The sequence below is a fragment of the Enterobacter hormaechei subsp. xiangfangensis genome (assembly GCF_001729785.1).
GTDB classification, from domain to species: Bacteria; Pseudomonadota; Gammaproteobacteria; order Enterobacterales; family Enterobacteriaceae; genus Enterobacter; species Enterobacter hormaechei_C.
The window spans coordinates 4135045-4150164 of the sequence record NZ_CP017183.1; the positions used below are offsets into that span (position 1 = coordinate 4135045).

Annotated in this window: 12 protein-coding genes; 4 read left to right on the forward strand and 8 right to left on the reverse strand. The window is 56.0% G+C overall.

All coding sequences use genetic code 11. The features are described from left to right. Positions 1 to 20 precede the first annotated feature (20 nt). Entirely contained in the window at positions 21 to 1088 is a 1068-nt protein-coding gene (gene degS, locus BFV63_RS19725; protein ID WP_003860430.1) for an outer membrane-stress sensor serine endopeptidase DegS, read from the forward strand. 51 nt (positions 1089 to 1139) lie between these two features. Here degS and mdh read toward each other — a convergent pair whose 3' ends face one another. Further along, positions 1140 to 2078, reverse strand: a complete 939-nt coding sequence (mdh, locus tag BFV63_RS19730) for a malate dehydrogenase (protein WP_003860429.1) — start codon at positions 2076 to 2078, stop codon at positions 1140 to 1142. 397 nt (positions 2079 to 2475) lie between these two features. Here mdh and argR point away from each other — a divergent pair, with 397 nt between their 5' ends. Together argR and yhcN are read left to right on the forward strand one after the other, a co-directional pair. After that, entirely contained in the window at positions 2476 to 2946 is a 471-nt protein-coding gene (gene argR, locus BFV63_RS19735) for a transcriptional regulator ArgR (protein ID WP_003860428.1), read from the forward strand. Positions 2947 to 3324: 378 nt separating this feature from the next. After that, entirely contained in the window at positions 3325 to 3588 is a 264-nt protein-coding gene (gene yhcN, locus BFV63_RS19740) for a peroxide/acid stress response protein YhcN (protein WP_003860426.1), read from the forward strand. A 59-nt stretch (positions 3589 to 3647) separates the two neighbouring features. Here yhcN and BFV63_RS19745 read toward each other — a convergent pair whose 3' ends face one another. The 5 genes from BFV63_RS19745 to aaeX all read right to left on the reverse strand — a co-directional run bounded on the left by BFV63_RS19745 (position 3648) and on the right by aaeX (position 8623). Beyond that, positions 3648 to 3920 carry a barstar family protein gene (locus BFV63_RS19745; RefSeq protein ID WP_003860424.1) on the reverse strand — a complete coding sequence of 91 codons (273 nt, stop codon included), beginning with the start codon at positions 3918 to 3920 and terminating at the stop codon, positions 3648 to 3650. A 45-nt stretch (positions 3921 to 3965) separates the two neighbouring features. Beyond that, positions 3966 to 5420, reverse strand: coding sequence for an NAD-dependent succinate-semialdehyde dehydrogenase (locus tag BFV63_RS19750; RefSeq protein ID WP_003860422.1), 1455 nt, complete (start codon positions 5418 to 5420; stop codon positions 3966 to 3968). Between the two features lie 86 nt (positions 5421 to 5506). Then, positions 5507 to 7474 (reverse strand): p-hydroxybenzoic acid efflux pump subunit AaeB, encoded by a 1968-nt coding sequence (gene aaeB, locus BFV63_RS19755; protein WP_003860418.1) that lies wholly within the window; start codon positions 7472 to 7474, stop codon positions 5507 to 5509. Between the two features lie 5 nt (positions 7475 to 7479). Further along, positions 7480 to 8412 carry a p-hydroxybenzoic acid efflux pump subunit AaeA gene (aaeA, locus tag BFV63_RS19760; protein WP_048209694.1) on the reverse strand — a complete coding sequence of 311 codons (933 nt, stop codon included), beginning with the start codon at positions 8410 to 8412 and terminating at the stop codon, positions 7480 to 7482. Positions 8413 to 8419: 7 nt separating this feature from the next. Continuing rightward, positions 8420 to 8623 carry a p-hydroxybenzoic acid efflux pump operon protein AaeX gene (aaeX, locus tag BFV63_RS19765; protein WP_003860416.1) on the reverse strand — a complete coding sequence of 68 codons (204 nt, stop codon included), beginning with the start codon at positions 8621 to 8623 and terminating at the stop codon, positions 8420 to 8422. Positions 8624 to 8802: 179 nt separating this feature from the next. Here aaeX and aaeR point away from each other — a divergent pair, with 179 nt between their 5' ends. After that, positions 8803 to 9729 (forward strand): HTH-type transcriptional activator AaeR, encoded by a 927-nt coding sequence (aaeR, locus tag BFV63_RS19770; protein ID WP_003860415.1) that lies wholly within the window; start codon positions 8803 to 8805, stop codon positions 9727 to 9729. A gap of 49 nt (positions 9730 to 9778) precedes the next feature. Here aaeR and tldD read toward each other — a convergent pair whose 3' ends face one another. Then, complete coding sequence (gene tldD, locus BFV63_RS19775) at positions 9779 to 11224, reverse strand: metalloprotease TldD (RefSeq protein WP_003860414.1); 1446 nt, start codon at positions 11222 to 11224, stop codon at positions 9779 to 9781. Between the two features lie 83 nt (positions 11225 to 11307). Next, positions 11308 to 15114: an AsmA2 domain-containing protein YhdP gene (gene yhdP, locus BFV63_RS19780; RefSeq protein ID WP_048241740.1), complete on the reverse strand. Its 3807-nt coding sequence runs from the start codon at positions 15112 to 15114 to the stop codon at positions 11308 to 11310. Positions 15115 to 15120: the final 6 nt, after the last annotated feature.

Consider the following 15120-nt stretch of genomic DNA (forward strand, 5'->3'; position numbering starts at 1 on the left):
TTTTTAACGACACACGCATCATGCTTTTAAAGCTCTTTCGTTCAATTGTCATTGGTTTGATCGTTGCCGGTCTGCTGCTGGTGGCTATGCCATCTTTACGCCAGTTCAACAAACTGTCGGCTCCTCAGTTCGACAGCACGGATGAAACGCCTGCGACGTACAATCAGGCGGTACGCCGTGCCGCCCCCGCCGTGGTTAACGTCTATAACCGCGGGCTTAACAGTTCTGCTCATAACCAGCTGGAGATCCGCACGCTCGGTTCCGGTGTGATCATGGATGACCGGGGCTACATCATCACCAATAAACACGTCATTAACGATGCCGACCAGATTATCGTCGCCTTGCAGGATGGCCGCGTGTTTGAAGCCCTGCTGGTGGGGTCGGACAGCCTGACCGATCTGGCGGTGCTGAAGATCAACGCCACCGGCGGTCTGCCGACTATCCCGATTAATCGCAAACGAACGCCGCATATCGGCGATGTGGTACTGGCGATCGGTAACCCGTACAACCTGGGCCAGACCATCACTCAGGGGATCATCAGCGCGACCGGTCGAATCGGCCTGAACCCGTCAGGGCGGCAGAACTTCCTGCAAACCGATGCCTCGATCAACCACGGTAACTCCGGCGGTGCGCTGGTGAACTCTCTGGGCGAACTGATGGGCATTAACACCCTCTCCTTCGACAAGAGCAACGACGGCGAAACGCCGGAAGGGATTGGCTTTGCCATTCCATTCCAGCTGGCGACCAAGATCATGGACAAGCTGATCCGCGATGGCCGCGTGATCCGTGGCTACATCGGTATTGGTGGGCGTGAAATCGCGCCGATGCATACGCAGGGCGGTGGTATCGATCAGATCCAGGGGATTGTGGTCAACGAAGTGGCGCCTGGCGGCCCGGCGGCCAATGCAGGTATCCAGGTGAACGACGTTATCCTTTCCGTCAACGGTACGCCAGCGGTCTCTGCGCTGGAAACCATGGACCAGGTGGCTGAGATTCGCCCGGGCTCCATCATCCCTGTTGAAGTCATGCGTAATGACAAGAAGCTGACGATCCAGGTCACCATCCAGGAATACCCGGCCACTAACTGACGGGCATAAAAAAACGGAGCTTAGCGCTCCGTTTTTTTTACCGGGACAAGATCACTTGTTAACGAACTCTTCGCCCAGCGTGATGTCTTTCTTCAGCGTATCCAGCATGCCTTCCATCGCGTTTTGCTCAAACGCGCTCAGCGTGCCGATAGACTTACGCTCTTCAACACCGTTTTTACCCAGCAGCAGCGGCTGAGAGAAGAAGCGCGCGTGTTCACCGTCGCCTTCAACATAGGCGCATTCAACAACGCCTTTTTCGCCCTGCAACGCGCGAACCAGAGACAGGCCGAAACGTGCCGCCGCCTGACCCATAGACAGGGTTGCAGAACCGCCACCCGCCTTCGCTTCCACCACTTCGGTGCCTGCGTTCTGAATGCGTTTAGTCAGGTCAGCCACTTCCTGCTCGGTGAAGCTCACGCCCGGGATCTGCGACAGCAGAGGCAGGATGGTCACGCCAGAGTGACCGCCGATAACCGGCACTTCCACTTCCGTTGGCTGCTTGCCTTTCAGCTCAGCCACGAAGGTGTTGGAGCGGATGATATCCAGCGTAGTTACGCCGAACAGTTTGTTCTTGTCGTAAACGCCTGCTTTCTTCAGTACTTCTGCTGCGATGGCAACGGTGGTGTTCACCGGGTTGGTGATGATACCGATGCACGCTTTCGGGCAGGTTTCAGCGATCTGCTGAACCAGGTTTTTCACGATGCCCGCGTTGACGTTGAACAGGTCTGAACGATCCATACCCGGTTTACGTGCAACACCCGCGGAGATCAGCACCACGTCGGCACCCTGCAACGCAGGACGCGCATCTTCACCGGAGAAGCCTTTGATTTTCACAGCTGTCGGGATGTGGCTCAGGTCAACCGCCACACCTGGGGTTACCGGAGCAATATCGTACAGGGAGAGTTCTGAGCCTGAAGGCAGTTGGGTTTTCAGTAGTAGGGCAAGCGCCTGGCCGATACCACCAGCAGCGCCGAGGACTGCGACTTTCATCCTAAACTCCTTATTATGGTTAACTTAAGTATCTGTAACTCCGTTGCGGCGACCATAATTCAGCACGTCATTAATTACAATTTTCATCGCTAAAGAATTTGAGGTCGCACGTCTTTCACCTTCACCTGAATACTATCGGGCTGTAGGCAACAACGAATTAAGAGGGGGTTACAATACACCCTGCCACGCCACCAAAACAACATCATTTTGATAACATTTAATTTACTTTTAAGGTTATTTGCGCGGCGTGACCCAGGCATGTTTTCCGATAACGAAATCTGATAAAATCTCTCCCTTTCATAACATTATTTCAGCCTGGCGTCAGGTAGATAATTTGCATAAAAATTCATCCACATGCATAATAATGTTGTTTCTATCGTCATATTCCGGGTGACTTATGCGAAGCTCGTCTAAGCAAGAAGAATTAGTGAAGGCGTTTAAAGCGCTACTCAAAGAAGAGAAATTCAGTTCTCAGGGAGAAATTGTTCAGGCGTTGCAGGAACAAGGCTTCGACAACATCAACCAGTCGAAGGTCTCTCGCATGTTAACCAAGTTTGGAGCGGTGCGTACGCGCAACGCCAAAATGGAAATGGTTTATTGCCTGCCTGCTGAACTTGGCGTGCCAACGACCTCCAGCCCGCTGAAAAACCTGGTTCTGGACATCGACTATAACGATGCCGTGGTCGTGATCCACACCAGCCCGGGCGCAGCCCAGCTGATTGCCCGCCTGCTGGACTCGCTGGGTAAAGCAGAGGGGATCCTCGGGACCATCGCCGGTGATGACACCATTTTTACCACCCCGGCAAATGGTTTCTCGGTGAAAGACCTCTACGAAGCGATTCTGGTCCTGTTCGAACAGGAGTTGTAATTGTCTGCCCCGTAGCGCCTGACTGCGGGGATCATTCTGCTGCTTCCGCGTTTTACCCTGCTTTTCTCTGCCTGCTGTTTTTGCAAATAGTGCTTTTTACCGCCTGTTAACATTCATTCAGTGAATGATCTGCCGCAAAACCGCACAAAAAATCAAATTGATCTATCCCTTTGATTTAGGAAAGAAAAAACCATAAACCTTGCATTGTGGCGTCCTTTTTTATGCATTCGCGTTATAAAAAATGATTTTTTTAACACGTAATAACGGAGGAAACCATTAGCCTGGTATTAATTTTTAGCGTGATTAGTGTATACTTGATTTTGTGATGAGGGTCACAGAACAAAGACCCCAGTAAAATAATTGACGAGGTAAATAATCATGAAAATTAAAACCACTGTAGCTACCCTGAGCGTACTGTCAGTCCTGTCATTCGGTGCGTTTGCAGCCGACACCATTAATGCCGAACAGGCACAATCCCGTCAGGCTATCGGGACTGTTTCTGTTGGTGCCATCGGTACGTCTCCGATGGACATGCACGAAATGCTGAACAAAAAAGCGGAAGAACAGGGTGCGTCATCTTATCGCATCATCGAAGCGCGCAGTGGCGACCACTGGCACGCTACCGCAGAACTGTACAAATAAACCCTCGTCGTATCTCATCATACGACTTGCCCCTGACCTCCCGGTCAGGGGCTTTTTTATCACTGGCGCACGTTGAAACGCAGTTGCCCTTCCAGCTCCTCCTCCGCTTCATCAAACAATAAAATCAATGCGCCAAAGCGTCTGCGCAGTTTTTCAGGCAGATGGGTAAATTCGATTTCCAGCGGTAACGGCAGCCTGTCGCCGGTAACCACATCCCACAGCATATCAAGATTGCTTACGCTGCCCCGCTCCAGGTCGAACGCCCGAATAAACTCGCGATAGAAGTCTTCCTGACTCTCAATTTCGTCAAAATCAAAGGTATAAATTTTCATTGCCAGCCACCCGGTACAGGCGGGCGGCAAATGCCGCCCTGTCTATTATAATCCCCCGATATGCAGGGTTTTAACTTCCAGAAACTCCTCCAGCCCCAGCACGGACCCCTCGCGGCCCAGCCCGGACTCTTTTACGCCCCCAAACGGACCCAGTTCGGTCGAGACCGCACATTCATTAATTCCGATCATGCCGCTCTCAATGGCCTGTGAGACGCGGAACACGCGCGAAAGATTCTGGGTATAAAAGTAGGCCGCCAGCCCGTAAGGCGTATTGTTAGCGCGCATAACCACTTCGTCTTCCGACGTGAAGCGGAAGCAGGCGGCTACGGGACCAAAGGTCTCCTCTTCTGCCAGCTTCATGCCTTCATGGCAGTCACCGAGTACGGTTGGCATCCAGAAGTTGCCGCCAAGTTCGTGCGGTTTACCCCCAGCCAGCACCGTGGCGCCCTTCGCTACCGCATCTTCGACGTGCTCACGCACTTTCTCGACAGCCGAAGGCTCAATCAGCGGGCCGACAACGACGCCCTCGTCCAGACCGTTACCCACCTTCAGCGCCTTCACCGCATCGGCAAGTTGATTGACGAACTTGTCATAGACCGTCTCCTGAATATAGAAACGGTTTACGCTGACGCAGACCTGCCCGGCGTTACGGAACTTATTGGCGATCGCGCCTTTGACGGCGGCATCAATATCCGCGTCCTCGAAAACGATATACGGCGCATTACCGCCCAGCTCCATCGATACCTTTTTCATGGTCTCTGCGGAATTGCGAACCAGCGTTTTCCCGACGGCGGTTGAACCCGTAAACGAGATTTTGCGCACGTCATGGCTGGCCATAATGGCGTCGCTAATTTCTGAGGTGCTCCCCGCGACCGCATTCAGCACACCATCCGGCACACCGGCCTGCTTCGCCAGCGTCAGCAGCGCAAAGGCGCTCAGCGGCGTGTTGTTTGCAGGTTTGATCACGCCGGTACATCCTGCTGCCAGCGCCGGGCCGAGCTTACGGGTGAGCATAGCCATCGGGAAATTCCATGGCGTGATAGCAGCAACCACCCCGACAGGTTCACGAGTGGCCAGAATACGGGAGCCAGGTTTAACCGGAGGAATGATTTCACCGTTGGCGCGCTTGGCCTGCTCGGCAAACCACTGAATGAAGCTGGCAGCGTAGTCCACCTCACCTTCAGCCTCTTTCAGCGGCTTGCCCTGCTCGGTAGTCATCAGCCGCCCGAGCCAGCTTTTGTTCTCGATAATCAGTTCATACCAGCGATAGAGGATCGCGGAACGCTCTTTTGCCGTTTTTGCGCGCCATGCGGGAAAGGCCTTCGTCGCGGCCACAATGGCCTCTTCGGTTTCGGCTTTTCCTGCTTTCGCCACTTTCGCAATGACCTCGCCCGTGGCCGGGTTTAGCACATCAAACGTGGTGTCGAGTGTTTTCCAGATACCGTTGACCAGATACCCGGTCTGAAAAAGAATACTGTCCTGAAGAGCCTGGGTTGTCATGTGTCCTCCCTTCCTGAATGTTTGAACCTGCAAGAATAAGTATAGCCACAAAAAAACCGACGCTTTTGGCGTCGGTTTTCTCTTCGTTAGCTGTCTGTCAGCGCATTCTGGTAGCGGTGCAGCATAAACACCAGCCGCTCTACCGGCTCGGTAACCTGCGGCGGCGCTTCCCAGATCCGCAGTTTCTCCTGGTAGATATCCAGCTCCTCCAGCAGTTGCTTAAAGTAGCGGCGACGTTTGTCATCACTGGATGCCGATATCACATGGTCCGCCGTGCGCCGTAGCTGGCGGTGGAAGGCGGACAAATCGTCGTTGATCGGCACTGGCGCGTTCCGCAGACGCTGGTGCGCGATAATCATGGTTAACGCCAGGCGGAAGCGGGCGACATCGCCCGGGAATTTATTTAGCAACAGGAACAGCTGCTGATAGAGCGCCGGCAGGTGGTTCTCCTTGCGCCGCGCGGTGTTGGTGGTCAAGGACGATACGGCGGCCGATACAAACTGATTCAGCAGCACGCGCCCTGTCCGCGCCTGAGAGTTATCCCGCACCAGCAGGATCACCATCATTGCCAGGAAACAGCCCACCAGCTGACCTAGTGCGCTATCCAGGAACTGACTGAAATGGAAGGTCATCGGGTTATCCAGCACGATGATGTTAATCGTACTCGCCAGTGCGCCTAACGATCCCAGACGGCGTTTTTGTACCTCAATCCCGATAAAGAACGCCATCACCGCCAGGCTGATGCAGAGCAAAAGCATGCTTTGCTGCGTCGAGGGAATAATCACCAGGAAGTAGAGCGCGCCAATAGGTAACGCCGCAATAGTGCCGTACAGAAAATCGATCGCGACCATGCGCGGGTTGGGCAGACGCATCGCCAGCGCGGTGACGACGGCAATCATCACCATCGCGCCGCTGCCAGACGTCCAGCCGGTCCACAGCCAGAACAGCGTGCCGAGTATACAGGCCAGGGTGGTACGCCAGAAGTTAACCATCGCATGATGGCGCTCGGCGGATTCAGGTTTGATCACCACTTCGCCCTGTAACACCTCTTCTTCCGCCGCACTGATTTTGGTGTTGCTAATCACGCCGCGTTTCAGGAGCAGGTAGCGCGTTGCGGCGCCTACCCAGGTATAAATGGTGACTGGCGTATCCCGTTCTCCTGTCCACGCAATCACACGACGCATGCGTTTAAGCTGTCGATGCACGTCCTGCACCGTCTCCACAGGCTCATCAAACAGTTCGCGGAAAGTATCCGTTACCACTTCGGGGCGGGTGTTCTGAATCAGGTAGGTTTCACACGCCTGGGTGATCAGCGTTAACGAGACGGTATTGATCGCTTTCAGACGACGGTTGGCCCGCTCCCAGCGGGAAGACTCCATATTGAGGTTACTGCGCATCCCTTCCAGCGCCTGCGTGCGGCGCACCAGCGCACTCCAGGCCTTGTCGACCTCTTCGCTGTCGCCGTGCTTAATGCACAGCTGCATGAGCTGGTACTGAGCAACAATCAGCGCGTCCAGCTCACGATCGACTTCCTGCTTGATCGATCGCGGAGAGAAGAGCAGGTCTGCGACAATCGCGCAGACGATACCAATGACAATCTCGCTGCAACGTTCCACGGCGAACTGCGGAGCAAGCAGCGGTTCACTCTGAATGGTGATGATAATAATCAGCGCGGTATATCCCGCCAGACCCCAGGCGTACGAGTTCTCCACCTTCACCAGCGAAGAGACCCAGGTGCAAAAACCCGCCCAGATACAGCATACAATCAGCATCAGCAGCGGCGTGCGGATCATCAGGATGATAATGGTCAGGGCGGCGATACAGCCGATAAAGGTGCCGATAATACGCAGCATCCCGCGATAGCGAATTGCCCCGGAGTAAGGTTCGCCACCCGCCGCGAAGGCAGGACCGGCGGCGACGATCGCGGCGGTCAGAACGGCCCAGCGCGGCGTTTCAAGCTGGAAATGGAAGCCAACAAACAGCGCCAGCACAATGGCGCATGCCAGCTTCACGGCGAAGCGGATGTGCTGGCTGGCGATGGAAAAAATGCCCATAGCGATCAACCAAACTCGCGCAGGCGATGGGCGATTTGACGGAAGATCGAATCCTGGCTGGCATCACGGTCTTTTTCACCCGTGATCACCACCGTCGCCGTGGTGCCTGCGGGCCAGAGGTTGCTCTGCTGCTCATCCAGACGAATGCGTACCGGTACGCGCTGCGCCAGACGAACCCACTCGAGGTTAGAATCGACGGTCGCCATCCCTTTTGAATCATTGGTACTGCTGGAGTTGGTCACCCCCGCGGCCACGCTGTCCACGGTTCCCTTCAGGACCCGGTTGCTGCCGAGCGGCGTGATTTCGGCGCGATAGCCCGGACGCACGCCTTCCAGCTTGGTCTCTTCCATATAGGCGAGGACGTAGAAAGAGTTCTTTTTCACCAGCGCCACGGCCGTAGAGCCGCGCGTAATAAACTCGCCCGCATAGACATTGAGGTTGGTCACCCAGCCATCGGACGGGGCGCGGATAACGGTACGTTCCAGATCGAGCTTCGCCAGATCGCGCGTCGCCTGCGCTTTTGCCAGCTGATGCAGCACGGTTTGCAGCACGTTATTGGACTGGTCAATCTCTTCCCGGGACATGGCCTGGATGCCCAGCTTGTTACGGCGTCCTGCTTCACGGCGTTTTTCAGAGGCCAGCGCGTTGTAATACGCCACGTCTGCTTCCGCTTCTTCCAGCGCTTTTTGATAGCGCGGCTGGTCGATGGTGAACAGCACCTGATCTTTTTTCACCAGTTGGTTATCGTGGACGTTGACTGCCGTAATGAGACCGGCGACATCGGGCGCTATCGCGACCACCTCCGCGCTGAAACGCGCATCGCGCGTCCACGGGGATTCGGTGTAATAAACCCAGGCGCGAAAAATAGCGATGAACGCCAGGATGACCAGCGCCATAGTGATGGCAGTGCGGGAGATTTTTCTTGTTAGCGTTTTCACATCAACCTCAGACAAACATGCGCGATATTAAATAGAACAGGCAGCAATACAGCGCGGTATTGAACAATGCAGGATGCCAGACGAAATCATAAATCCCGGTAGGGACCAGCACCTTGCGCACCAGCCAGAAGATCGCCAGTGATAAAAGAAGCTCGAAAAATATCGGTGGGAACGACAAACCGAACACCACGATAACGGGAAACAGACTCATGTTGACCTTGATTAAAGAGAGTGCAGGTTACTGGATTTTTAAGCTCGCGCCGCCGCAGGAGAGCAAGAATTGCCGGGCGAGAGTGGCGCAGCCGTTATGTAATTAATAATATATTAACGTAACTGTTATGCTGTTATCTATCATATGTGATCTAAATCACTTTTAAGCCAGAGTGAATAATGGAACGTCTAAAACGCATGTCCGTCTTTGCGAAAGTGGTTGAGCAAGGCTCTTTTACCGCCGCAGCACGTCAGCTACAAATGAGCGTCTCATCCATTAGCCAGACAGTGTCAAAACTGGAAGATGAGCTTCAGGTGAAGCTGCTCAACCGCAGCACCCGCAGCATCGGGCTGACGGAAGCGGGTAAAATTTACTATCAGGGCTGCCGTCGAATGCTGCATGAAGTGCAGGACGTTCACGAGCAGCTCTATGCCTTTAACAACACGCCTATCGGCACGCTGCGTATAGGGTGTTCTTCAACTATGGCACAAAATGTTCTCGCTGCCATGACGGCGGAAATGCTGAAAGAGTATCCCGGTTTAACCGTTAATCTGGTTACGGGCATTCCGGCACCGGACCTGATTGCCGATGGGTTAGACGTGGTGATCCGCGTTGGCGCGTTGCAGGACTCTAGCCTGTTCTCGCGTCGACTGGGCAGCATGCCGATGGTGGTCTGCGCTTCGAAAAGCTACCTGGCACAGTATGGCGTGCCGGAGAAACCTGCCGATCTGAGCAACCACTCGTGGCTGGAATACAGCGTTCGGCCAGATAACGAATTTGAACTGATCGCGCCGGAAGGGCTTTCCACTAAACTGCTGCCTGAAGGCCGCTTCGTCACCAACGATCCGATGACCATCTCACGCTGGCTGGTGGCCGGGGCCGGGATCGCCTACGTACCGCTGATGTGGGTGATCAACGAGATCAACAGCGGCGTGCTGGAGATCCTCTTCCCGCGCTACCAGTCCGATCCGCGTCCGGTGTACGCGCTCTATACGGAAAAGGACAAGCTGCCGCTGAAGGTGCAGGTCTGTATTAACTATCTGACGGACTATTTTGTGGAAGTGGCGGAGCTGTTTCAGGGCATGCGGGGCAGAAGGAAAGAGTAGGCTTTTCCCCTCTCCCCGTTGGGGAGAGGGTTAGGGTGCGGGGGAAAATTTACGCCGTGCCGCCCACCGTCAGATTATCTACTTTCAGCGTAGGCTGACCGACGCCCACAGGCAGGCTCTGGCCCTCTTTGCCGCAAACGCCCACGCCGTTATCCAGCTTCAGATCGTTACCCACCATGGAAATCTGCTGCATGGCCTCAATGCCGGAGCCAATCAGGGTTGCGCCCTTCACCGCTTTGGTCACTTTGCCCTTCTCAATCAGATACGCCTCTGAGGTAGAGAAGACAAATTTGCCGGAGGTGATATCCACCTGACCGCCGCCAAAGTTTGGCGCGAAGATCCCGTAATCAACGGATTCGATAATCTCCTGCGGCGTGGATTTGCCCGGCAACATGTAGGTGTTGGTCATGCGCGGCATCGGCAGGTGCGCATAGGATTCGCGACGACCGTTACCCGTTGGCGCTACGCCCATCAGGCGCGCGTTAAGCTTGTCCTGCATGTAGCCTTTCAGTACGCCGTTTTCGATCAGCACGTTGTACTGGCCCGGCGTGCCTTCATCGTCGATAGAAATCGAGCCGCGACGGTCGAGCATGGTGCCATCATCCACCACGGTACACAGTTCGGAGGAGACAAGCTGCCCCATCTGACCGCTGAATACGGACGTCCCGCGACGGTTGAAATCACCCTCAAGGCCGTGACCGACCGCTTCGTGCAGCAGCACGCCAGGCCAGCCTGCGCCCAAAACCACCGGCAGCGTACCGGCAGGTGCCGCCACGGCAGACAGGTTGACCAGCGCCATGCGCACGGCTTCTTTTGCCCACGCATCCGCGCGCGCTTCGCCGTCAACGTCGCCGAGGAACCAGTCATAGCCAAAACGACCGCCGCCACCGCTTGAGCCGCGCTCGCGCTTGCCGTCGTCTTCAACCTGCACGCTGATAGAGAGACGCACCAGCGGGCGAACATCCGCCGCCAGGGTACCGTCCGTCGCCGCCACCAGGATCAGTTCATAAACACCGGTCAGGCTGGCAGAGACTTCCTGCACGCGTTTATCCGCCGCGCGAGCCACTTTGTCCACGCGACGCAGGATGTCGAGCTTCTCTTCGCGGCTCATGCTTTGCAGCGGGTCGATGCTGGTATAGAGCGCAGCGTGCTGCACTTCACCCAGCGTTTTCACGCGACCATCTCCGGTATCACGCACAATGGTGCGCGCGGCCTGCGCGCTCTGCTCAAGTGCGGCGAGGCTAATCTGATCGGCATAAGCAAAACCGGTTTTCTCCCCGCTGACGGCGCGCACGCCGACGCCCTGGTCGATGTTGTAAGAGCCATCTTTAATGATGCTGTCTTCTAAAACCCAGGATTCGTGATAGCTCGACTGGAAATAGAGATCGCCGTAGTCGAGGCGGCGTTCGGTCAGTTGACCAAGAATGGAGAACAGGTCCTGATGGCTCAGGCCGTTCGCTGCGAGCAAATGTTCACTTACCAGGTTCAGACTCATCTATTGCTACTCGTTCGTTGCCGCCCGGGGCGGTATAAAGATCGTATTTATTGAGAGTGAGGCAATTACCTGCCCACGTCAAATCATTGCGGTGCTTCTTTGCGCGGCTGGCGCAGCACCTCGTTAATCTGCGGTTTATCGACCGGACCGGTAATGCGATAGCGCAGAATAGAGACCTTGCTCCACAGCGGCCCCAGCACTTTACTGGCGGCAAACACCGCCGCACCGACAATCGGGTTCACCACAAAGGCCGCCGCAACGCCCACGCTTGCGGATATTTCCGGCGCCACCACGGCTTCCATATCCAGTTCGCGACGCACGAGGTTGACCGAGCCTTTCATGGCGATATCCGCTTCCAGGCCATCCACCAGCGTATCGTCCGTATGCAGAACGCCGTCTTTGATCCACGCCGTACTGCGAATTGAATCGTAGTAGAAACCTTCGCTGAAGGTGTCGCTGAAATCGAAGCGCAGCTTGCGCAGCAGCGCATCAAAACTCAGCAGGCGCAGGATCTGCCCGGCGCGCCCCGTGCTCACGTCGGCAATCTCACCCTTACCGAAGTTGGTTTTCAGGATGCCGTTAAGCGAAGCTTCATCGGGTGTCCACGGCGCAGCGCGCCAGTGCAGATCGTAATTCACATCGAAGGACGATCCGCGAAGCGGCGTGCTAATGCCGAAGAAGTTAGCCGCGGCGTCCAGCTTATTGCCTTTAATATCGCCTTTCAGCGAGGTGCGTTGTTCACCCGGTTTGTTCACCCATTCGCCCGCGGCAGTCATGCGGCCAAAGCCGGTATCCACCAGCCCACCAGAGAGGCTCAGCTTATTTCCCTGAATGGCAAAATCACCGTCGATACGGCCATATTTCTGTCCCCACAGCCAGCACTCCGCGCAGCGCAGCTGGAGATCGGGCCAGCCGCTGAAATCCACGCGCGACGTCCCATTGCCACTGACAGGAGAAGTGCTTGTCGACTCTGCTTTAGACGCCGTAAAGGTCGGATTGTAATAGAGATAACGGATAGCCGCCTGCCATGGCGCGTGATCGCGCATGATCAACGAACCGTTGATCTCACGCCCCTGCGCCTCGACCTTTGAGCCGTTTACCGTCGGCCGGGAGACAATACTCAGGTTGTTCCACTGCTGCCCGCCCAGCGTCAGCGCAGGCGTGCGCAAGGTAATGGACTGCGGGAACTGCGCCGTTTGGTCGACGTTTTGCCCGACACCTTTCTGGAACAGTGCCAGCCACTCTGCGCCATCCATCGGCGGGAGATTCAGTTCAACGCCCGCCTGCTCCGGCAGCGGCGGCGTGGTACGGCTGTCCGTCGTCCAGATCGCCCTGTCCAGCGTCAGCTTGCGGTTAAGCAGCCAGCGGCTGTTGAAGTGGTTTGTTCCGCCCGCGTTTCCGGTTAAATCGAAGCTGTTAAGGTTGCCCGCAACCTTAACGTTGACGGGCAATGCTTCACCGCTTTTTTTATTCAGCGGCGCGGGAAGCTGGCTGCTGAGGTTTTTTAGATCGCCCGTAATGTCGACGTTATAGCGCGCACCGGCATGATAAGGCAGGTCGATGGCGACCTTGCCATTCCATGACACCGCACCGTCCACCGCATTCTCAATCGGCTTCGGCAGAACATCCATGCGTGACGGCTGCCAGTTCGCGTCCATATTGACCGCCACCTGGTAGGCTTTATCGCCCTCGGTGGTGGAGAAATCGATATTAACGGGTTGATTGAACCAGGTCGCTTTAAGCGGCTCACTTTTCAGCGTGCCGTTAACAAAGCTGAACTGACCGCTGAGGTTTTTCAGGGTGCTGTCCAGCGGCTTGATATAGAGGCTGTTGTTATTAAGGCGAACGTCGCCTTTGGCGGTGGTCAATTCACCGTCCAGCGGGATATCCAGATGTAAGCGAGCATTCACATCGCCATCTAACTGCAACTGCTGAAGGGTGGCTGCCAGGGAGTCATTCAGCGGCGTATCTTCAAAGTACGGGCCAACCGCTTTACCCGGCCCCTTAATATCCGCATCAATCAGCAGCTTCTCTTTGGAATAATCCGGGATGTTTGCCGTCAGGTTGCTTGCCGTTACGCCGCCCAGCGCGACGCTGTCCGTCTTCATCCACAAGCCGTCATTCAGGAAGTTGAGTTCAATATCCAGATTCTTCAGCGCCGGCCAGTCTGGCTGGAAGGCATAGGTGGCGTTGCGTAGCGGCACCAGAACCTGGAACTGGCCTTCGTTGTGCTTATACGGGAACAGGTGCGGGTTGCCGCCGTAGACCAGCGTGGCGTTATCCGCCTGGCCGCCCTGAATAGCGCCGCTGAGATAGTCCACCAGCGCTTTCCCCATCAGGTTTTCCGGGAAGTAGCGCCACGCCTGCGAACCGTCATCTGTGCTGATGCCCGCCAGAATACCCAGCCACGGCTCATCGCCTTCAGGCTGTAGATAACGGAAATTACCACGGGCATGTACCGCTTTGGCTTTTACATCAATATCGCGGCCATCGAGCTGAAAACCTTTGTCATTCTTCAGCCAGTTGAGAGTGGCATTTCCCTTTTCGATCTCCAGTGGCGCACGGAAGACCGTTTCGTACGGCATTTTCGCGTCCTGCATTTCTGCCGTCAGCCTGCCGTTTTCCACGCTTCCTTCCAGTTTACCGCTGAAGTGCTCGGCACCCGGCAGCAATTTCCACTGTTTCCATGCGAGATTTTTCCATGCCGCCTGAAAACGCGTCTTTTCCGTAGCCTGGAGCGGAATATCCAGCGCCAGCCGGTTTATCTGCCCGCTCGGCTGCGTCGCCAGCCAGATTTCGCCCAGCTCCGGTGAAAGTTTTGCGGCCATTGAACGCAGCCCTTCGATCGCCGTCAGATCCAGGTTACTGGCGCGGATACGCAGCTCGTCGCTGCGTTTACCGTTTATCCCGCCGACGTCCTGTTCCGGCATCCACGCCAGCGTCAGCGCGCCGCGCGGCCAGGGTTTGTTATCCATGGAGATGCGCGTATCCGGAATAGCGAACTGCCAGCCGCCTTTATCCTGCGTCACGTGTGCGGTGAGGTTATCGACGGAAAGTTGATGCTGATGGTTTTCCCCTTTCCAGCTCGCGCCCCCCTGCTTAAGCCAGATATCGCCGCTGGCGAACGCCCCGTTCGTCAGCGTCATCCAGCCTTCCAGGCTGAAGCGCGCGGTCTCCAGCTGCATGTTCTGCTGTAGCAACTCACCGAGCCACGGCTTCACGTCCACGTCGTCCGCCTGTAGCCAGACCCTGCCGTTGTTCAGCAGGCCATTGTCGTCACGCAGATCCATCCGCACCTGCATAACCCCGTGCTGCCCGTTCAGGCTGGAGAGATTCACCTGCCCCTCGGCGCGGTGGCGATCTTTCCCGTTTAACCAGGTCAGCTGAGGGATCGCCAGCTCAGCGCGCTGACCGGAAAGAGTAATAAAGCTCACTTCGCTGTCGCGCAGATCGAAATGATCGAACTGCCGCAGGAACAGATCGCTGATACGGCTGGTTTCCAGCCCTCGATCGCTGTCGCCGCTTTGCAGCGGCGTGTTAGTCATCAGCTGAAGTTGCCAGAAGGTGAGATCGCGAAACTGCCAGCGCAGATGCAGCAGGCTTTGCCAGACATCCAGCGCCAGGGTGACGCGTTTGATTTTGAGGTGGCCGCCATCTTTCAGGCTGGCGCGGATATCCCGCGCATCTAGCGTCGGACCAAAGTTCTGCCAGCTTGCCTCGATATGACTCACGTCCACCGGCAGGCCGGTGGCGGATTCGATTTTTGCCAGTATCTGCGGACGCCAGCTGTCCAGATGCGGCAAGGCGAGACGCAGCCCGCTCACGAGCAACGCGACAATCACGACCAGCGTTGCCCCTGTAAGCAGTAAAATCCCCGGCAATCGCCTCACGCGTCT

Coding starts and splice junctions, on each gene's coding strand:
- degS (WP_003860430.1), top strand. CDS start 21: ATGCTTTTAAAGCTCTTTCGTTCAATTGTCATTGGTTTGATCGTTGCC.
- mdh (WP_003860429.1), bottom strand. CDS start 2,078: ATGAAAGTCGCAGTCCTCGGCGCTGCTGGTGGTATCGGCCAGGCGCTT.
- argR (WP_003860428.1), top strand. CDS start 2,476: ATGCGAAGCTCGTCTAAGCAAGAAGAATTAGTGAAGGCGTTTAAAGCG.
- yhcN (WP_003860426.1), top strand. CDS start 3,325: ATGAAAATTAAAACCACTGTAGCTACCCTGAGCGTACTGTCAGTCCTG.
- BFV63_RS19745 (WP_003860424.1), bottom strand. CDS start 3,920: ATGAAAATTTATACCTTTGATTTTGACGAAATTGAGAGTCAGGAAGAC.
- BFV63_RS19750 (WP_003860422.1), bottom strand. CDS start 5,420: ATGACAACCCAGGCTCTTCAGGACAGTATTCTTTTTCAGACCGGGTAT.
- aaeB (WP_003860418.1), bottom strand. CDS start 7,474: ATGGGCATTTTTTCCATCGCCAGCCAGCACATCCGCTTCGCCGTGAAG.
- aaeX (WP_003860416.1), bottom strand. CDS start 8,623: ATGAGTCTGTTTCCCGTTATCGTGGTGTTCGGTTTGTCGTTCCCACCG.
- aaeR (WP_003860415.1), top strand. CDS start 8,803: ATGGAACGTCTAAAACGCATGTCCGTCTTTGCGAAAGTGGTTGAGCAA.
- tldD (WP_003860414.1), bottom strand. CDS start 11,224: ATGAGTCTGAACCTGGTAAGTGAACATTTGCTCGCAGCGAACGGCCTG.